Source organism: Specibacter sp. AOP5-B1-6 (assembly GCF_052376555.1).
In the GTDB taxonomy this organism is placed as follows: Bacteria; Actinomycetota; Actinomycetes; order Actinomycetales; family Micrococcaceae; genus Specibacter.
The window spans coordinates 18,690-37,201 of the sequence record NZ_JBQSVT010000001.1 but is presented as its reverse complement, the minus strand read 5'-3'; the positions used below and the strand labels follow the sequence as shown (position 1 = coordinate 37,201).

The 18,512-nt window shown below is 63.4% G+C and carries 18 protein-coding genes and 1 pseudogene; 15 read left to right on the top strand and 4 right to left on the bottom strand.

The genetic code is table 11. The features are described from left to right. The first annotated feature begins 198 nt into the window (after nucleotides 1-198). The 3 genes from miaB to dapF are packed head-to-tail and all read left to right on the top strand — an operon-like array spanning nucleotide 199 to nucleotide 3,566. Nucleotides 199-1,689: a tRNA (N6-isopentenyl adenosine(37)-C2)-methylthiotransferase MiaB gene (miaB, locus tag ACT3TS_RS00190; protein WP_444529627.1), complete on the top strand. Its 1,491-nt coding sequence runs from the start codon at nucleotides 199-201 to the stop codon at nucleotides 1,687-1,689. Next, complete coding sequence (gene miaA, locus ACT3TS_RS00185; RefSeq protein ID WP_444529474.1) at nucleotides 1,686-2,624, top strand: tRNA (adenosine(37)-N6)-dimethylallyltransferase MiaA; 939 nt, start codon at nucleotides 1,686-1,688, stop codon at nucleotides 2,622-2,624. Before miaB ends, miaA begins: the two co-directional genes overlap by 4 nt. 9 nt (nucleotides 2,625-2,633) lie before the next feature. Beyond that, entirely contained in the window at nucleotides 2,634-3,566 is a 933-nt protein-coding gene (gene dapF / locus ACT3TS_RS00180) for a diaminopimelate epimerase (protein ID WP_444529473.1), read from the top strand. A gap of 145 nt (nucleotides 3,567-3,711) precedes the next feature. Here the strand turns inward: dapF and ACT3TS_RS00175 are convergent, their stop codons facing one another. Next, nucleotides 3,712-4,356, bottom strand: a complete 645-nt coding sequence (locus ACT3TS_RS00175; protein ID WP_444529472.1) for a class I SAM-dependent methyltransferase — start codon at nucleotides 4,354-4,356, stop codon at nucleotides 3,712-3,714. 151 nt (nucleotides 4,357-4,507) lie between these two features. Here ACT3TS_RS00175 and hflX point away from each other — a divergent pair, with 151 nt between their 5' ends. The 3 genes and pseudogenes from hflX to ACT3TS_RS00160 all read left to right on the top strand — a co-directional run. Further along, entirely contained in the window at nucleotides 4,508-6,166 is a 1,659-nt protein-coding gene (gene hflX, locus ACT3TS_RS00170) for a GTPase HflX (RefSeq protein ID WP_444529471.1), read from the top strand. Beyond that, on the top strand, nucleotides 6,159-8,186 hold the full coding sequence (locus ACT3TS_RS00165) for an ATP-dependent DNA helicase (RefSeq protein ID WP_444529470.1): 2,028 nt from the start codon (nucleotides 6,159-6,161) through the stop codon (nucleotides 8,184-8,186). The genes hflX and ACT3TS_RS00165 overlap by 8 nt, the downstream gene beginning before the upstream one ends. Nucleotides 8,187-8,312: 126 nt before the next feature. Continuing rightward, a pseudogene (locus tag ACT3TS_RS00160) lies at nucleotides 8,313-8,720 on the top strand (GNAT family N-acetyltransferase); the annotation flags it as partial. Between the two features lie 215 nt (nucleotides 8,721-8,935). On the opposite strand, the gene ACT3TS_RS00155 reads toward ACT3TS_RS00160, so the two are convergent. Beyond that, nucleotides 8,936-9,901 carry a DMT family transporter gene (locus tag ACT3TS_RS00155; protein ID WP_444529469.1) on the bottom strand — a complete coding sequence of 322 codons (966 nt, stop codon included), beginning with the start codon at nucleotides 9,899-9,901 and terminating at the stop codon, nucleotides 8,936-8,938. A 72-nt stretch (nucleotides 9,902-9,973) separates the two neighbouring features. On the opposite strand from ACT3TS_RS00155, the gene ACT3TS_RS00150 reads away from it, so the two are divergent. Together ACT3TS_RS00150 and ACT3TS_RS00145 are read left to right on the top strand one after the other, a co-directional pair. Then, nucleotides 9,974-10,939: a LysR family transcriptional regulator gene (locus ACT3TS_RS00150; RefSeq protein WP_444529468.1), complete on the top strand. Its 966-nt coding sequence runs from the start codon at nucleotides 9,974-9,976 to the stop codon at nucleotides 10,937-10,939. 109 nt (nucleotides 10,940-11,048) lie between these two features. Beyond that, nucleotides 11,049-11,852 carry a MerR family transcriptional regulator gene (locus tag ACT3TS_RS00145; protein ID WP_444529467.1) on the top strand — a complete coding sequence of 268 codons (804 nt, stop codon included), beginning with the start codon at nucleotides 11,049-11,051 and terminating at the stop codon, nucleotides 11,850-11,852. A gap of 6 nt (nucleotides 11,853-11,858) precedes the next feature. Here the strand turns inward: ACT3TS_RS00145 and ACT3TS_RS00140 are convergent, their stop codons facing one another. Continuing rightward, nucleotides 11,859-12,740, bottom strand: coding sequence for a DUF2268 domain-containing protein (locus ACT3TS_RS00140; protein WP_444529466.1), 882 nt, complete (start codon nucleotides 12,738-12,740; stop codon nucleotides 11,859-11,861). Here ACT3TS_RS00140 and ACT3TS_RS00135 point away from each other — a divergent pair, their 5' ends adjacent. Next, entirely contained in the window at nucleotides 12,741-12,971 is a 231-nt protein-coding gene (locus ACT3TS_RS00135) for a phosphotransferase (RefSeq protein ID WP_444529465.1), read from the top strand. Nucleotides 12,972-13,268: 297 nt separating this feature from the next. On the opposite strand, the gene lexA is transcribed toward ACT3TS_RS00135, so the two are convergent. Then, nucleotides 13,269-14,012, bottom strand: coding sequence for a transcriptional repressor LexA (gene lexA / locus ACT3TS_RS00130; protein WP_444529464.1), 744 nt, complete (start codon nucleotides 14,010-14,012; stop codon nucleotides 13,269-13,271). A 276-nt stretch (nucleotides 14,013-14,288) separates the two neighbouring features. Here lexA and ACT3TS_RS00125 point away from each other — a divergent pair, with 276 nt between their 5' ends. From ACT3TS_RS00125 to priA, 6 genes are all read left to right on the top strand, one after another. Then, a complete protein-coding gene (locus tag ACT3TS_RS00125) occupies nucleotides 14,289-14,837 on the top strand; it encodes a LysM peptidoglycan-binding domain-containing protein (RefSeq protein WP_444529463.1) in 549 nt (182 codons plus the stop codon). 145 nt (nucleotides 14,838-14,982) lie between these two features. Continuing rightward, entirely contained in the window at nucleotides 14,983-16,095 is a 1,113-nt protein-coding gene (locus ACT3TS_RS00120; RefSeq protein WP_444529462.1) for a histidinol-phosphate transaminase, read from the top strand. 158 nt (nucleotides 16,096-16,253) lie between these two features. Next, nucleotides 16,254-16,874: an imidazoleglycerol-phosphate dehydratase HisB gene (hisB, locus tag ACT3TS_RS00115; RefSeq protein WP_444529461.1), complete on the top strand. Its 621-nt coding sequence runs from the start codon at nucleotides 16,254-16,256 to the stop codon at nucleotides 16,872-16,874. Beyond that, nucleotides 16,871-17,551, top strand: a complete 681-nt coding sequence (hisH, locus tag ACT3TS_RS00110; protein ID WP_444529460.1) for an imidazole glycerol phosphate synthase subunit HisH — start codon at nucleotides 16,871-16,873, stop codon at nucleotides 17,549-17,551. The genes hisB and hisH overlap by 4 nt, the downstream gene beginning before the upstream one ends. Next, nucleotides 17,551-17,700, top strand: a complete 150-nt coding sequence (locus ACT3TS_RS00105) for a hypothetical protein (protein ID WP_444529459.1) — start codon at nucleotides 17,551-17,553, stop codon at nucleotides 17,698-17,700. Before hisH ends, ACT3TS_RS00105 begins: the two co-directional genes overlap by 1 nt. 75 nt (nucleotides 17,701-17,775) lie before the next feature. Beyond that, nucleotides 17,776-18,510 (top strand): bifunctional 1-(5-phosphoribosyl)-5-((5-phosphoribosylamino)methylideneamino)imidazole-4-carboxamide isomerase/phosphoribosylanthranilate isomerase PriA, encoded by a 735-nt coding sequence (gene priA, locus ACT3TS_RS00100; protein ID WP_444529458.1) that lies wholly within the window; start codon nucleotides 17,776-17,778, stop codon nucleotides 18,508-18,510. Nucleotides 18,511-18,512 lie beyond the last annotated feature (2 nt).

The window sequence follows — 18,512 nt, the reverse complement described above, 5'->3', positions numbered from 1 at the left end:
AGCGCTTCCACGCACCACAACCAGGGACCTGTGCGCAGTAGTTCACGGCTCCCGGCACAGGTCGTTTAGCTGAAACTTGGCGAAAGGTCTTAAGCTGGAGGGGTGAGCCTGATCCAAGACAGCGTTGATTCTTCCGCGACCGCAACCAGCCCCGCCAGCCGTCCCCGCACCTACCAGGTGCGCACTTACGGCTGCCAGATGAACGTCCATGATTCCGAACGCATGGCCGGGCTCCTGGAAACCTCAGGCATGGTCGCCTTCGATGATTCCAATGCCACAGGTGAGCTCGACGGGCACGGCCAGCCCGTGGGCCCCAGCGCCGACGTCGTTGTTTTCAACACCTGCGCCGTCCGCGAGAACGCCGACAACAAGCTGTACGGCAACCTGGGCATGCTCGCCCACGTCAAGGAGAGCAACCCCGGCATGCAGATCGCGGTGGGCGGCTGCCTGGCGCAAAAGGACCGCGACACCATCCAAAAGCGCGCACCCTGGGTCGACGTCGTCTTTGGCACCCACAACGTGGGCGCCCTGCCGGTCCTGCTGGAACGCGCCCGCCACAACGCCGACGCACAGATGGAAATCCTGGAATCCCTGGACGTGTTCCCGTCCACGCTGCCCACCAAGCGTGACGCCGTTTACTCCGGCTGGGTCAGCATCTCCGTGGGTTGCAACAACACCTGCACTTTCTGCATCGTGCCCGCTCTGCGCGGCAAGGAACGCGACCGCCGCCCCGGCGAGATCCTGGCCGAGATCCAGGCACTCGTGGACGACGGCGCCATCGAGGTGACCCTGCTGGGCCAGAACGTGAACTCCTACGGCGTTGAGTTCGGCGACCGCCTCGCGTTCGGCAAGCTGCTGCGCGCCTGCGGCGACATCAAGGGCCTGGAGCGCGTGCGCTTCACGAGCCCGCACCCGGCCGCCTTCACCGACGACGTCATCGCCGCCATGGCCGAAACCCCCAACGTCATGCCCCAGCTGCACATGCCGCTGCAGTCCGGCTCCGACAAGGTCCTCAAGGACATGCGCCGCTCCTACCGCTCCGCGAAATTCCTGGGCATCCTGGACAAGGTCCGCGAGCAGATGCCGCACGCCGCCATCTCCACCGACATCATTGTCGGCTTCCCCGGCGAGACCGAGGAAGACTTCCAGGCCACGCTCGACGTCGTCGAAAAGTCCCGCTTTGCCACCGCCTTCACGTTCCAGTACTCCAAGCGCCCCGGCACACCCGCCGCGGACCTGCCGGACCAGCTGCCCAAGGAAGTGGTCCAGGAGCGATTCCTGCGCCTCACCGCACTGCAGGACCGCATCGCCGCCGAGGAGAACGCCAAGCAGGTGGGCAGCAGGGTTGAGGTCATGGTCACGGCCCAATCCGGACGCAAGGCCGCCGCAACGAGCCGGCTCTCCGGCCGTTCACAAGACCAGCGCCTGGTCCACTTTAGCGTCCCCGAGGGTGCCGAAGCCCCCCGCCCAGGCGACCTTGTCACGGTCACCATCACGGAGGCCGCCTCGTTCCACCTCATTGCGGACCCCACCCCAACTGAGTACCAGCTGCGCCGCTCCCGCGCCGGCGATGCCTGGGACCTGGCCCAGGCCGAGTCGTGCGGCGTGCCCACCGCTGGATCGTCCGACGGCGGCACCCGGCCGAAGGTCAGCCTCGGCATGCCGTCCCTGCCTGTCCGCACCGCATGAGCGCAACTCCCGCAGCGGCTTCGGAACCTGAGACTTCGGGACATGAGTTGCCGCTGGTGGCCATCGTCGGGCCCACAGGATCGGGGAAATCCGAGCTGGCCCTCCAACTGGCCGAGCGTTTCAACGGCGAGGCCGTCAACGCGGACTCCATGCAGTTTTATCGCGGCATGGACATTGGTACCGCCAAATTGCCTGTCGCCGAACGCCGCGGCATCCCGCACCACCTCATGGATTTTTTGACGGTTCGCGAGGACACCACGGTGGCAGCCTTCCAGCAACTGGCCAGGACGGCCATTGCCGACATCCGTGCGCGCGGAAAAATGCCCATCCTGGTGGGCGGTTCCGGTCTTTACGTCAGGGCGGCCGTGGACGTGCTTGAATTCCCGGGTACCGATCCGAGCGTGCGGGCCACCCTTGAGGCGGAACTTGAACGCGAAGGGCTGTCCGCGATGCTGGCCCGCCTGGCGGAGGTGGACCCTGTGTCGGCCGCCCGCATCAACGACGGCAAGCGCGTCGTGCGGGCCCTGGAAGTCCATGCGCTGACCGGCCGCCCTTTCAGCTCCTTCATGCCCTTGCGTGAGTATGCCAGCCCAACAGTTCAGATTGGCCTCAACGGGGACCGCGGCGAACTTCACGAACGGCTGGCAACACGGGTCCACACCATGGTGGCGGAGGGGCTGGCCGACGAAGTTGCAGCCCTCATGCCCCAGGGGCTGCGGGAGGGCAGGACGGCGCACAAGGCCCTCGGCTACCAACAATTCCTGCGGGTCATTGACGGCGAGTCCACGGTTGCCCAGGCCAGCGAGGAAACCATCGTCGCCACCCGCCAGTTTGCCCGCCGCCAGCTCACCTGGTTCCGGGCGGACCCCCGGGTGCAGTGGCTCGACTGGTCCCAGCCCAGGCTGGGCTCCGCGGCAGCCGCCCTGGTGGCCTAGTCTTAATCCATGACTGAACCAGCAACACCACTGACAGGCCTGCGCTTCTCCAAGGGCCACGGCACCGGCAACGACTTTGTGCTGGTGGCCGATCCCGACGGCACGCGCGAACTGACCCCCGAGCAGACAGCCGTGCTGTGTGACAGGCACCGCGGCATTGGCGGCGACGGGTTGATCCGGGCCGTCCGCTCCCGGCACCTGCCCGAGGGGGTCGCCCTGCTGGCGGACCACCCCGGCGCCGAATGGTTCATGGACTACAGCAATGCCGACGGCTCGCGCTCGGAAATGTGCGGCAACGGTGTGCGGGTCTTTGTGCACTTCCTCGTGGCCCAGGGGCTCGTGGCGCTGGAGCCCGGCGAGGCGCTCACCATTGGCACCCGTGCCGGCGTCAAGGTGGTGTCGCGCACCCCCGGCGGCTACCGCGTGGACATGGGACCCTGGGACTTCATTTTCCCGGATCAAGCCGCCGGGCGGGGCATGGATTCGCTCGTCGACGCGGCCGGGCTGTCGGTGGAGCGCCCGGCGCTGTCCATCAGCATGGGCAACCCCCACACCGTTGTGGCGTTGGCGGACCTGGCCGAACTTGCCGGAACCCAGCTCACCGCGACGCCCGTGGTCACGCCGCTGCCCCCGCACGGCACCAACGTCGAGTTTGCCGTGCCAGCTGAGCCGCTGGTGATGGACGACGTCGGACACATCAGCATGCGCGTCCACGAACGTGGGGTGGGGGAGACCTTGTCGTGCGGCACCGGCGCCTGTGCAGCAGCTGCCGCAATCCGGTTTTGGGCCGGCAGCGACGCTCCCGACGACTGGGCCGTGGCCGTCCCCGGCGGCGTGGTCGGGGTGCGTTTCTTCACCGGCCCCGACGGACGCGAGCACGTTGAGCTCAGCGGCCCGGCCGAGATCGTTGCCGACGGCGTGGTTGCCGAGGGGCTGGTTTAGCCCCGGCCGTCCGCGCTGGCCGTCCGCACAGAGGCGCCTGCACTGAGGCGCCTGCACTGAGGCGCCTGCACTGAGGTTGGCTGCACTCAGACGACTGGGACGCAGGATGCCGGCACGCCGGATTGTGGGGGTGCCGCCGTCGTGCTTAGGGGTTGGTGCGGGTGACCTTGAGAATCCTGAACGCCTTGTTCGTGGAGTCGCGGACAACGGTGAACCCGGCCTCCGGGAACTGCTCGTCGAGCGCGGCAGCCAACCAGCGCTGCAGGGAGTCCGAACCAAGGTTTTTTTGAACCACCAGGTAGGCGTTGCCGTTGTGGGCGAGGCGGGGCAGCCACATGAGCAGGATGGAATGCAGCTCCGACTTGCCCACCCGGATCGGCGGGTTGGACCAGATGGTGTTGAAGCGAATCCCGGGATCAACATCCTCCGGGGTCGCCGCATGAACGTTGTCCAGTCCCAGCGCCGCGGCATTGTCCCGGGTCAGCTCAATGGAGCGCTCGTTGACGTCCACGGCGTACACGGTTGCCGCGGGGGAGCGCAGGGCCAGACTCAGGGCAATGGGCCCCCAGCCGCAGCCGATGTCCAGCAAATTGCCCTTGGTGGCCGGCGGCGGCGCCTCCGAGAGCAGGATGGTGGTGCCCTTGTCGACCCCGTCCGGGCTGAAGATGCCCCCTGCTGTCTGCAGCTGGCGATCCGCACCGGCCAAAACCACACTGAGCGGCCGGCGTTTCATCGGCGTTGACGGTTGTGAACTGAAATAGTGCTCTGCACCCTGAGTACCCATAGTCATGCCAGATTAGTGCGGTTTTGCCACATTGTGTATCTAGGCGCGCCTAAGCCCACCCATGCGCGGGACGGTTTATCCACAGGAAATTGGCCCCCGAAGGTGTGCGTGTGGGCGGGCCGGACTACGATTGAGGGTAAGCGCCTATAAGGAGAACATGTCCAACGCATCTGCACACCATGGTTCCGACGACAACAACCTGCCCACGAGCGGCGGGAACGGGACAACACCGGGCTCCGGCCAGCCCGACCAGGAATTGTCAGTGGCCGAGATTGAGGCCGTGATTGACCGGATCCTGGCCAAGGACGCGGCCGCCGGCCGTGCTGTGCGTGCCGACGAAGACAGTGAAGCCCAGGATCCCCATGAGGGTACGCCTTCTGCACGGCCGCTGACCGGGCACGCCCAGGCAGTTTCATCCCTGGATTTCCAGCACAGCCAATTTGACGGCGACCAGTCCGAACTGGCGGAGCGCAATGCGCTGCGCCGCCGCGCCAGCCTGTCCACCGAACTTGAAGATGTCTCCGAAGTTGAATACCGCCAGTTGCGTCTGGAACGGGTGGTTCTGGCGGGGCTGTGGTCCCAGGGGACCATGGCTGATGCCGAGAACTCGCTGCGAGAATTGGCCGCATTGGCTGAAACAGCCGGCTCGGAAGTCCTCGACGGGCTCGTCCAACGCCGTGCCAAGCCCGACCCCGCCACCTTCCTGGGCCAAGGCAAGGCCCAGGAGCTCAAGGAAATTGTGTATGCCACAGGTGCGGACACCGTCATCATTGACGGCGACCTCGCACCGTCCCAGCGCCGCACCCTGGAAGAAGTTGTCAAGGTCAAGGTCATTGACCGCACCGCGTTGATCCTGGATATTTTTGCCCAGCACGCCCAGTCCCGCGAAGGCCGTGCCCAGGTTGAGCTGGCACAGATGGAGTACCTCCTGCCGCGACTGCGCGGCTGGGGCGAATCCATGTCGCGCCAGGCCGGTGGACGGGTGGGTGCCGCCGGTGGCGGCATTGGCTCCCGTGGTCCAGGCGAAACGAAGATGGAACTGGACAGGCGCAAAATCCGCACCCGGATGGCCAAACTGCGCCGGGAAATTGCCGCCATGCGCCCGGCCCGCGAAACCAAGCGAGCCAACCGCAAGCGCAACAATGTGCCCTCGGTAGCCATCGCCGGCTACACCAATGCCGGCAAGTCCTCGTTGCTGAACCGCCTCACGGACGCCGGTGTGCTGGTGGAGAACGCGCTGTTCGCCACCCTTGACCCCACTGTGCGCAAGACTGAGACCTCGGATGGACTGGGCTACACCCTTGTCGACACCGTTGGATTTGTGCGCTCACTGCCAACCCAATTGGTTGAGGCCTTCCGCTCAACGCTTGAAGAAGTGGCCGACGCCGACCTGATCCTGCACATTGTGGATGCCTCACACCCCGATCCGGAAGGCCAGATCTCGGCCGTGCGGACGGTGTTCGCTGAAGTGGGGGCGCTGCAAATCCCCGAAATCATCATCTTGAACAAGGCCGACATCGCCGACCCGTTCGTGGTTGAACGGCTGCGCCAGCACGAACCCCGCACAGTTGTGGTGTCCGCACGAACCGGCCAAGGCATCGACGAACTGCTGGAGGCCATCAGCGAGGCCATTCCGCACCCAAGCGTGAACCTGACACTCTTGATTCCCTACGAGCGCGGGGACGTGCTGAACAAGCTGCATCGCAGTGATGCCGAGATTGTCAGCCTCGAACATGGCGAGCACGGGACACTGGCCAATGTTCGCGTCCGCGAGGATCTGGCTGCAGAGGTTGAACCGTTTGTCCAGCATGCCTGAGAGCGAATTGTCACAGCAGGCACTTGATCTTTTGGACCGGGCAGTTGAATCCATGGGCGGCCAACGCCGCGACGGACAGCACGAAATGGTCCGGCGGGTGGTCACAGCCATTGAAAGTGGCGACCACCTGCTGGTGCAGGCCGGCACCGGCACCGGAAAGTCGCTTGCCTACCTGATTCCGTTGATCGTCAACGCCCTCACGAGCGACAAACCGGCTGTTGTGGCCACCGCAACCCTGGCTCTGCAGGCCCAGATTGTGGGCCGCGACGTGCCCAGGCTGTTGGCTGCCCTGGCACCGGTGTTGCCGCGCGCCATTGACGTGGCACTGGTCAAGGGGCGCAGCAACTACGTCTGCAAACACAAATTGGGTGGTGGGTTCCCCACCGAAGACACCGGTGAAGGCGCCTTGTTCAATCTGGGCGAAGACACCAGCGTTGCCCACCTTCCGGGGGCGAGCTCCGGTCCCACATCCCAGCTGGGCAAGGAAGTTGTGCGGTTGCGCCAATGGGCGCAGGACTCCAAAACCGGGGACCGGGACGAACTTGTTCCCGGCGTCACCGACAAGGCATGGCGGCAGGTCTCCGTCACGTCCATGGAGTGCCTGGGGGCCCAGAAGTGTCCACTGGCCACCGAGTGCTTCTCCGAACTGGCCCGCGCCCGTGGGGCCGAAGCGGACATTGTGGTCACCAACCACGCCATGCTGGCCATCAGCGCCTTTGAAGGCATCGCCGTCCTGCCCGATTACGACCTGGTGGTGGTGGACGAGGCCCATGAGCTCCAAGACCGGGTGACAGGTGCTGTGACCGGCCAGCTGTCGGTTCAAATGGTTCAGGCGGCTGCCTCGAGCACCCGCAAGCACACAGGTGTTTCGGTTGACGCGCTGCACGCCAGTGCTGCAGCCCTTGATCTGGTGTTCGCAGGAGCCCCGGAAGGGTTGCTGCCCAACGGGCTCAATGACGCCCAAAGCCAGGTCATCGGTCAGGTGCGCGACGCTGTCCGGGCGGCACTGTCTGATTCAAAGCCGGAAGGAAGCGCCGCGGCAGATGGTGGACGGTCGATTGCCAGGTCTCGCCTGAACCTGATCTTCGACCTGTGTGAGCGACTGTTGGCGGCGAACGATGCCAGGGAAGTCGTATGGGCGTCCCGGCCCGGCACGTTTGCACCGGGCAAAGGCTATCAAAAGGCCGATGCAAGCGAACCGGCCGTCATCAACATCGCACCACTGAGCGTGGCCATGAAACTGCGCGAAGGCTTGTTTGCGGACCGGACTGTGGTGCTTACCTCGGCCACGCTGGCCATTGGGGAGTCGTTTCAATCGACCGCAGGAGGCCTGGGACTTCTGGGCCCAAGTGCACCCAGCTGGTCGGGGGCTGACGTAGGTTCACCCTTTGACTACCCGAAGCAGGGCATGTTGTACGTGGCGGCGCATCTGCAAAAGCCTGGATTTGGGATGTCACCGGAACAGCTCGATGAACTGGCGGCCCTGATCACGGCTGCCGGTGGCGGCACGCTGGCATTGTTTTCCTCCCGGCGGGCAGCGGAGGATGCGGCCGAAAAATTGCGCAAGAAGCTCAAGGTGAAGATTCTGTGCCAGGGCGATTCATCCATGGCAGGACTGATCAAGGAGTTTGCCGACGAACCAGACACCTGCCTGTTCGGAACCATGTCCCTGTGGCAGGGCGTTGACGTGCAGGGCGCCTCCTGCAGACTTGTCGTCATTGACAGGATTCCGTTCCCCCGCCCGGATGACCCGCTGGTGACGGCCAGGGCACGGGCCGTGGCACAAAGTGGCGGCGACGGCTTTATCGCCATCTCGGCCACGCACGCGGCTGTGCGCCTGGCGCAGGGTGTGGGGCGCCTAATTCGTTCAAGTGAAGACAGGGGAGTGGTGGCCGTGCTTGACTCCCGGCTGGCGAACGCCAGCTACGGCGGCTTCCTGCGGGCGGCACTGCCACCGTTCTGGGCCACCAAAGACAGGGCTGTGGCACTCTCGGCACTGACAAGGCTCTCCGGCAAGTAGCAGGCCGGTGCTCGGGTTCGAGCAGGCGGATCTCCGTGCCATACTGGCGGGATATTGAATGATTACTGGCCACGCGCGCAACTGCGGCTTGCAACCAAGCACCTGGAGCTCCGCGTCCCCAACGACGTGGCGCTGGCCGAGCTGGCCGGAGTGGCCAGCGACGGCGTTCATGATGTTGGCGAACAACCCTTTTTAACGCCGTGGACGGAACTGCCCGGGCGTGAGCGGGCGCTCCACGTGATGCAGCAGCATGGGAGCCGGAGGGGGGCCTGGCGTGTCGAAGACTGGGCTTTGGAATTCGGCGTGTTCCGCGGAGCCCAGCCAGTGGGCATGGTCACGCTGAAGGCCCGCAATTTTCCGGTACTGCGTGAAGTAAAGACAGAATCATGGCTGGGCCGCGAATTTCACCGGCAGGGCATGGGCACCGAGGCCCGATCGGCTTTGCTGAGTCTTGCGTTTGACAGGCTGGGTGCCGCCAGCGCGTTGACCGAGGCTTTCCAGAGCAACGCGGGTTCGCAAGCCGTATCACGCAGGCTGGGCTATCGCCACGATGGCATATCACGGGACGCACTCGCTGGACGGACGGTAATTTCGGACCGGCTGCGCCTGGATGTTTCAGGCTGGGCCCCGACAGATCCCGCAGCTGTGGTGGTCACCGGACTCACCAAGTGCGTTCCTTTTTTCGGCGCATGGGATCCGCATTCTTTTCGGAGAAGTCTGGACAGAACTGTCGGATTTGAGGCGCCGGATCAATGTGGGAGGTTGGCGCTGATGGCCGGGTCCCCCGCCGCAGGCGCGGAGTTATTCTGCTGGGCCAAACCACCCCTGCGCCAACGCTGTTCGGCACGTGCGCCCCACCACGTTGCGACGAGGAGCACTGCAGCGCCCAGGTATCCAAGGACGCCAATTCTGTCTCCGGCAAGGAGCACGCCCACGAGAAGGGCCCATCCGGGTTCCGTGCCGAGAAGCATGCCTGCGCGTGAAGCGGAGGTGTGCTTTGTGGCCCAGAGCTGTCCAAGAAAAGCCAGGATCGTGCAGCCGAGACACAAATAGGCGATGGTGAGCCAGTTCGCGACACTGAAGCTGGGAAGATGCTCCAGCAGTGAGTTTCCGCCCCAGGCTGCGAATATGACCGCGCCAAACGCGATCTCAACGGTGGTTAGTCCCAGCACATCGGCATTTTTGTTCACCGTAAAGTGCGCCTCGGCAACACCCAGCAGGGCCCGTGTTGCTGCCGCAACGAGCATGAGCCCGTCGCCGAGGTTGACGCCGGAGAAACCTTGTCCGCCGACGAGCAGCGTGATGCCGATGAGGGCAAGCAGGATGCTTCCGATCAGGGCAGGGGAGAGCCGTCTTTTGGTGAGTGCGGATTCCAGTATCGGAGTGAGAAGTATGGACAGGGCGATGATGAGGCCGGCGTTGGTGGCACTCGTGAGCGTGACGCCGATGGTTTCCAGCGCGATGGTGGCCGCCCGAAGTGTGCCCAGCAGCATGCCGGGAAATGCTGAATCGCGGAGCCGATTATTTGCCCGGGCAAAATGCAGCACCAGCAGGATTGCCGCAGAAGGAACGAAACGAGCACACATCACCGCCGCCGCAGATGACGCCACCGCCAGGTCTTGGGCGGCCAGATAGCTTCCTCCCCACATAATTGCCACGATCAGGAGTACTGCGTCGGGAAGCAGGCGACGCGTGGAGACGGATGTGAAGGACATTCTTTTACCGTACTGACAACTATCCATGCAGAACAACAGGCACTGTCTTCAATATCCCGTAAGGTGAGCTTCATGGAAGTTCATCATCTTCGAACGTTGCGCGAACTCAGGGACCGTGGATCTGTCACCGCAGTGGCACAGGCACTGCACCTTTCCCCGTCAGCGGTGTCCCAGCAGCTCGCCTCCCTGCAACGGGGAGTGCCAATCCCCCTCACCGAACAGCGGGGCCGGGTACTGATACTCACACCAGCGGGCGAACGGCTCGCAGATGCCGGGGGCGAAGTCCTGGAATCCCTCGCCCGCGCAGAGAGCTCCGTCACCGGGTATCTTCTGGGGCGACACGAGATCGTTTCAGTCACCGCTTTTCACAGCGCTGGTCTGGCCTGGCTTCCGGAGCTTATCGGGAGGAGCCTCAATGATCCCGATGGACCAAGGGTGCGTTGCAGGGACGAGGACGTATCGGTCAACGAGTTCGTGGAATTGGTGGGCGATCACGACGTTGTGATCGCCCACCGTCCGCTGACATCCAACCCCTGGCCCACCCGCAGGGTGCATGTCACGCCAGTGCTGCAAGAACCGATCGACGTGGCCATTCACCGTGACCATCCACTGGCTGATCATCAGACGGTGCGCCTGGCTGATCTCGTGAAAGAAACCTGGGTGGCAGCGCAGGAGGGGTTTGCGCTGGAACCGCTCAGCGTCCAGGCAATGTTTGCAGCCGCGGGCACCCCGATCCAGATTACGCACCGGGTGAACGAGTTCAACATGGTGGCGGCAATTGTCGCCAAGACTCGCGCCGTTGGCCTACTGCCGCGCTACACCGGACTGGCGCCCCACTTCCGAGGCCAAGTGGTGCTGCGCCCGATCGAGGGGCTCGACATCGGACGGCACATCGACATCCTGACCAGGCCTGAAGCACGAGCCCGGGTGAGTACCCGCACGGTGATCGAGCGCCTCATCGAGATTGCCGAGGAGACGCGTCGCGGCGCGGAAGGTGCGCGCGAACTGCACCCTCGAGGCGGGCCTCATTCCCAGTAAATGAATTCATCCACACGCTGGGAACGTGGCTTGCCGCATGCTCGACAGCCTTCGAGCTGTGGAGTGCATCGATGCGGTACCAACTGATCGGAGAGACCATAATTGTGGAATGGATGTCTCTGATCGCGAATCTGCCGAAACGGTGGGAGCCGTCGCTCGAAAATTGTGTTTGAGCATTCGAACGCTTCATCATTGGGACCAGTTGGGAATAGCCTCACCGTCGGGACGGACCTTGGGCGGATATCGAGAGTACCTTCCCGCGGATGTCGCCCGGCTGCGACGAGTCCAATTGCTCCGTGACCTCGGGGTGCCGCTGCGAAAAATACCAGCCTTGCTCAACGCCACTGCCGCCGATCGGCGGCTTGAAATGAAGCTCCGCCAGGAGGAATTGAAAGCCAAGATTCGCCACTTGCAGTCCGTCGAGGCCACTGTGGCCCGCATGCTCAAAGCAGACGAGGTGGGGGTGTTGCTTTCGGCTGCGGAGCAGCAGGATGCGTTCGGAGCCAGTTGGGACCCAGCATGGGGTCCCTCCGCACGTGAGCAGTGGGGCGACTCCGCGCAGTGGGCAGAGTACGCGGAGCGTTCAGCATTGCGGACCGCTGACGATTGGCAGCGCGCTGTCGCACCAATGCAGGAGGTGACGGACGCTTTCGCATTGGCGAAGCGCGGGGGCGTGATCCCCGGAAGCGACGCGGCGAACGTCCTGGCGGAGGATCACCGGGCCGCCATGGGCGAGTACTTCCACTGCACTCTGTCCATGCAGGTGCTCATGGCCCGCAGATACGTCGCCGAGGCCGGATTCACCGAGTACTACGATCAATTCGAACCAGGACTTGCCGAGTGGATGAAACTGGTTATCGATGCCCATGCACGGGCCAAGGGAATCGAACCTGACACGGCAGCCTGGGAGTAGCGTCACTTAGCTCGGATTGAGGGCAACCCTTACAAGTTCAGCAGCGGGTGCGTGGAGCGCCTCGGCCGCGCTTTTGCCGGTAGCGGCAAGGTAGGCATCCACCAGGCGGTTGCCGACCGCGTATCCGGCTCCTGTGGGAACACCGACGGGGTCAGTGCCAAATCGGCTGGCTGCCTCATCGCCATGCACCCACGCCGTGAAGTGTTGCATGCCTTGGACGTCCAGTCCGGAAACGACCTTTTCGAAAACTGTCTCACTGCTGAGGTGGGGGACACCTATCGGGGTGTAACCGGCCGGACCGTACAGCTGCCGCGAAAATGCGTCAGCAAGTCCCTCTGAAACGATTAGTTCGCCAACGGCGACCATTTTTGGATCCCATATGACCCCGCCTGGTGCGTATCTCAAGTTGTGGTTCAGCTCGTGGACAGCTGCCGCCTCCAGTCGTTCAAGATTTTCCGTCGTTGGCCAAAGGGTAAATGAGATGAAACCCGTGGCACTGCCATTTCCGCTGAACCCCCGCGCGGGTCCCATGAAATATCCATCGTCAGGGTCGCCCAGGACCAGAAGGAATGTGATGTCGGGGATCTGGATACCGGGAATGGCGAGCTTCTGAACCTCGACGGCGTCGGCCAGGGCACCCTCGATCCGGATCCACGCATCCGCCGACTGCAAGAGTTTGAGGGCAGCACGCACCTCGTCTGTCCGCCGATTGAGCGGGAATCCAAAGCTCCTCGCATGCATTTGCACGAGGTCGACTTCACCAGGGAAATACCGGAACATGTTTTGCATCGGAGCAAGCATGCTTCGCAGTAGTTCCGGACGGTTGGCCTCGTCGGCGGCCAGCACAGTGCTCATTCCATGTGAGGTGTTCAATACATTGATTGTCATGTGCCCCACGCTAAAGCCTTACGCTGCGTCAGGGTCAAATGTCGTACCCATGGGGACTTGGGAGGCCATAACGTCCTTTGGGATCAAGGGCGGCCAGCCGGCGTCCTGGACTGGGATTTGTCCTCTGAGAGTGATCGATCGACTGGCCTCGCCAGTTTGGGAGTCTGGCACGGCTGGGAGAAGCTCGCCCTGACTGCTTCCGCTGATCAAGTCGAGCGGGCTTTGATTTGACGAAATACTTTTTCGTCTTCAGCAAGTGGGTTTCCTGATCGTCTCCGGACGGCCAGGGCCTGAGATCTCAGCGGCCGCCGCTACAGCATCCGAGTGGCTTCGCGAAAATCAAGCGTAGTCCGGCAGCAACCGGATTCTTGGTTCAGCTGATCACGGCCAGCTCCGGATCCCACACGAATAACCTGGCCTCCCACTGCGGGCCAGCGGCACAGCAAAGTCACGCTGCCCAAAACAAGACTGAACAGTGCGGCGCCCCGGCCACTTGGCTGGGGCGCCGCACTGTCGGCAGGGCTGGTGCTAGAGGCTGCGGAGCACCGAGACAACCTTGCCCATGATGGTTGCGTGGTCGCCGAGGATGGGCTCATAGCGCGTGTTCTGGGGCAGCAGCCAGGTGTGGCCGTCCCGTTGCCGAAAGGTCTTTACAGTGGCCTCGTCTTCAAGGAGCGCAGCAACGATGTCGCCATTGTTGGCCGTGTTTTGCTGGCGCACCACCACCCAGTCGCCATCGCAGATGGCAGCGTCAATCATGGAGTCACCCTGAACCCTGAGCATGAACAGCTCGCCGCTGCCCACAATCTGCCGGGGCAGCGGCATGATGTCATCAACCGACTGGTCGGCCAAGATGGGCCCGCCAGCCGCGATGCGTCCGACGAGAGGCACAAAGGCCGTGTCCGAGGAGCTGCTGAGTTCGGCAAAGTTCAAGCCGTTGGAGCTGCGCAGATTGGAAGGCGAACTGACGCCTTCAATCTCAACCTTGCCGCTGTCGAGCACCAGCGGAATGAGGACCTCCATGGCCCGGGGACGTTTGGGGTCGCGGCGCAAGTAGCCATGGCGTTCAAGCTGGCTCAGCTGGTGCGTGACGCTGGACAGGCTGGCAAGCCCCACCGAGTCACCAATTTCACGCATTGAGGGCGGGTAGCCCTTGTCGGCGATGGAGCGCTGGATGCACTCCAAGATCTTCTTTTGCCGGACGGTCAACCCCTTCATTCCGGCGCGACTGGGCGCCTGGGGGATGCGGTGCGGAGGTTCTGGAAGCGCCATGGTTCCGGGGTCCTTTCGTGGCTGCCCTGAACAATGTCAGTGCCTGCTGGTGGACTGCATCTAGCGGCCAATCCTTGTTTTACAAGTTTAAGCCACAATCGAAGCAATTTCAAACATTTGTTCTATCAGCCCTTGGCAAGTGTCGTCCATAGGTGCTAAAACTGTACTAGTAGTTAACTAGAACATACGCTCTATCGAAGATATAAAGCATGGAAATTTGATCCGATGGATGTTGATGGCCAGGGATCTTGATCCACGGCGAAAGGACCAGAAATCATGAATGCAATGGTTATCTCAGCAGGAACCCGCAGCAGGTACGCAAACAATTCGACGGCCGGTGATGCTGCACCGTGGCGCTTTCAGCCGGCCACTGCCGGTGCTGTCAATGGCAGTGCGTCAAGGCTTGGATCTGCGAAGCGCGGAATGATCCAGCCCGACCCAATCCAGCCCGGCCCGATCCGGCCCGACACGGACCTGAAGGGCAGCGACAAGGCCCGAATCCAGTTGACCCGCCGCGGCCGTTTGGTGCTCCTTGGTGTGCCAGCCATTGTCACCGCCGCCGTCATGGTTTTTGCAGCCTTGGCCATCGGGCTGGGCTCCATTGCCACCCCGGCCCAGGCCTCCGCAGAGTACACGGCTGTGGACCTGGCCGATTACGCCGTGTCCGTCACGGTCCTTCCCGGGGACAATCTGTGGAGCATTGCCAGCGCTTCAAACCCAAATGGCGACGTTCGTGACGTTGTCAGTGAGATTGTGGCGCTCAATGAACTGGGCAGCGGAGTCCTGCAGGCCGGTCAGCGCCTGTACGTTCCGCTCCCCAAATAGTGCCTTCCACCCCCTAAGCAGTGCCTGTTGTGGCAGCGCCCGTTGGCTATGCCGCGGAAGCCCGCAAACCCCGCACCCGCTGTCAAGGTGTCCGCATGGTGTCGGCGTTTCGGCATTTGGACCGGTCACCAATTAAGCTGGTGCCATGGATGAGTTTGAACTCTTGGGCCAATTGCCGCTCCGCGACGATCTGCGCGGACAGCACCCCTACGGTGCGCCCCAGATTGACGTGCCGGTGCTGCTGAACGTCAACGAAAATACTTTTGGCGTTCCCGCCGACGCACGGGAAGCCATCCTGGCGGCTGTGGCGGCCGAGCTTGACGGCCTGAACCGCTACCCGGACAGGGAATTCACCGTCTTGCGCCAGGAACTGGCGGCGTACCTGGGCCACGGGCTCAGTGAAACCAACCTGTGGGCGGCGAACGGTTCAAACGAGGTCCTGCAACAGCTGCTGCAGGCATTTGGCGGTCCGGGACGCACCGTAATGAGCTTCCCTCCCACATACTCCATGTACCCGTTGCTGGCCAGCGGCACCGGAACCGGTTACCTCGCCGGAGAGCGGGCACCCGACTTCAGCCTGTCCGCCGAGTCGGCAGCCGAGCAGGTTCGCGAGCAGGCGCCCAACATTGTTCTTTTGTGCTCACCGAACAACCCCACCGGCACCGCCCTGGGCCTGGACGTTGTGAAAGCTGTTTATGAAGCAGGGGAGGCCTCGCAGGCCATCGTGATCGTGGATGAGGCCTATACGGAGTTCTCCCACGCAGGCACGCCCAGCGCCTTGAACCTCCTCCAAGGCCGCCCCCGCCTTGTCGTCTCACGCACCATGAGCAAGGCCTTCGCCATGGCCGGCGCCCGGCTGGGATACATGGCCGCCGCCCCTGAAGTCACAGACGCGCTGCGACTGGTCAGGCTGCCTTACCACCTCTCGGCCATCACCCAGGCGACAGCCGTGGCCGCACTGCGCAATTCAGCGTCCCTGCTGGCCAACGTTGAGCAGATCAAGGTCCAGCGCGACCGCATTGTCGCCGAACTGACCGGCCTGGGACTGACTCCCGCTCCCTCAGACTCCAACTTCGTCTTCTTTGGCGGCCTGGAAAACCCCCATGAGGTGTGGGAAGCGCTGCTGGCCAAGGGTGTTCTCATTCGCGACGTCGGCATACCCGGCCATCTGCGCGTCACCGCCGGCACGGAAGCTGAAACCAGCGCGTTCCTGACCGGGCTCCGCAGCATTCTCGCCGCCCAAGGCACGGTTGCCTGACGCCGTCGTGCGTTGAATAAAGCCTTGTTGCGGGACTGTTTGGGCTTTCCCAAGCCTTATCTTCTAAACTGGTGTTAATCACCGGGGATCGTTCGCGCGCCCAAGCCTGCCCTCCACACGGGTACCGGACGGTGCCCACAAATCAAAGGACTGCTGCAATGACTGAGACGACGCCCAGCCAGGGACGAACGGCCCGTTTGGAGCGGGCGACAAGTGAGTCGAGCGTCATGGTTGAGATCAACCTCGACGGGACCGGCACGTCAACCATCGACACGTCGGTGCCGTTCTACGACCACATGCTCACGGCGCTGTCCAAGCACTCCTTGATCGACATGAACATCAAGGCCACCGGCGACACCCACATCGACGCGCACCACACGGTCGAGGATGTTGCGATCTCCCTTGGTGAAGTGCTGAAGGAAGCTCTGGGCAACAAGGCCGGCATCCGCCGCTTCGGGGAGGCCACCGTGCCCTTGGATGAGGCGCTGGCCAATGCCGTCGTCGACCTGTCGGGCCGGCCCTACCTGGTGCACGGCGGCGAGCCCGCCGGCCAGGAATACCACTTGATTGGCGGCCACTTCACGGGTTCGCTGACCCGTCACGTCTTTGAAGCCATCACCTTGCACGCGCAGATCTGCCTGCACATGACGGTCATTGCCGGCCGCGACCCGCACCACATTGTTGAGGCGCAGTTCAAGGCCTTTGCCCGGGCGCTGCGTTCGGCCGTTGAACCGGACCCCCGCGTCAGCGGCATTCCATCCACGAAGGGTCTTTTGTGAGCTCCGGAGCCACCGAGAACGCTGCAGCAAACCAACCTACGGTCACCGTCCTTGACTACGGTTCAGGCAATGTCCGCTCGGCGGTGCGGGCCTTGGAACGTGCCGGGGCAACGGTGACACTCAGTGCCAACCCCGACGACGTGCTCAACGCCGACGGGCTGGTTGTTCCGGGCGTGGGCGCCTTTGGCTCGGTCATGACAGAACTGAAAAGCGTTGACGCGCTCCGGATGATCGGCCGCCGCGTGGCAGGCGGACGTGCGGTCCTGGGCATTTGCGTGGGGATGCAGGTCCTCTTCGACGCCGGCGTTGAGCACGGCGTTCACGAGGACGGCATGGGGGAGTGGCCCGGCACAGTGGAACTGCTGCCCGCCGACGTCGTCCCGCACATGGGCTGGAACACTGTCACATCAGCCGAAGGCTCCATGCTGTTCGAGGGTGTTGAAAGTGAACGCTTCTACTTTGTGCATTCCTACGGGGTCCAGGCCTGGGACTTCGAAGTGCTCCAGCCAAAGATGCGTCCGCCGCTGGTGACCTGGTCCGAGCACGGTGCGCCCTTCATTGCCGCCATTGAAAACGGACCCCTCTGCGCAACACAGTTCCACCCGGAAAAATCCGGTGACGCAGGAGCACGCCTGTTGCGCAACTGGGTGGGTTCGCTGGCAAAGGCGGCCCACTAATGTGGTCGCTTCTGCTCATGGCACTGGCAGGGCTGCTGATCGGCGGCGCCTACACCTTTTACCAGCAGAAGACCGCACGGTGGATCCCCATCAGTTTCGCCCTGCTCGCCGTGATGTCGCTGGTGGCAGCATATTTGTTCACGCTTTAGCTCCACCCGGCAAGCCCGCAGCCAGCTGTGCCGCTGCCGTTTCACATCCACAGATCGAACGACGTTGAGGACCCCATGACCACCCCCATTTTGGAATTGCTGCCCGCCGTGGACGTTGCCGACGGACAGGCAGTGCGCCTCGTGCAGGGCGAGGCAGGCTCGGAAACCGGCTACGGCTCGCCCCTTGAAGCGGCGCTGAACTGGCAGAACGACGGCGCCGAATGGGTGCACCTGGTAGACCTTGACGCCGCCTTCGGCCGGGGATCCAATGTGCACCTGCTGGGCGAAATGGTCGCCGCCTTGACCGTCAAGGTCGAGCTCTCCGGCGGCATCCGCGACGACGCATCCCTTGAAGCTGCCCTCGAACTGGGTGTGGGCCGCGTCAACCTGGGCACGGCGGCACTTGAAAATCCGGAATGGACAGCGAAGGTCATCGAGCGCTTTGGCGACAAGATCGCCGTCGGCCTTGACGTGCGGGGCACCACACTTGCCGGCCGCGGCTGGACCAAGGAAGGCGGCGACATCTGGGAAGTGCTGGCGCGACTTGAAGACGCCGGCTGTGCCCGGTACGTCGTCACCGACGTCACCAAGGACGGCACCCTGCGCGGGCCCAACGTGGAACTGCTGCGTGAAATGTGCACCCGCACGTCCAAGCCCGTGGTCGCTTCGGGCGGCATTTCCAGCCTTGACGACCTGCGTGTGTTGCGCGAACTCGTCGGCGAGGGCGTTGAGGGGGCCATCATCGGCAAGGCACTCTACTCCGGCCAGTTCACGCTGCCGCAGGCCCTCGACGTCGCAGGCCGCCGCTAAAT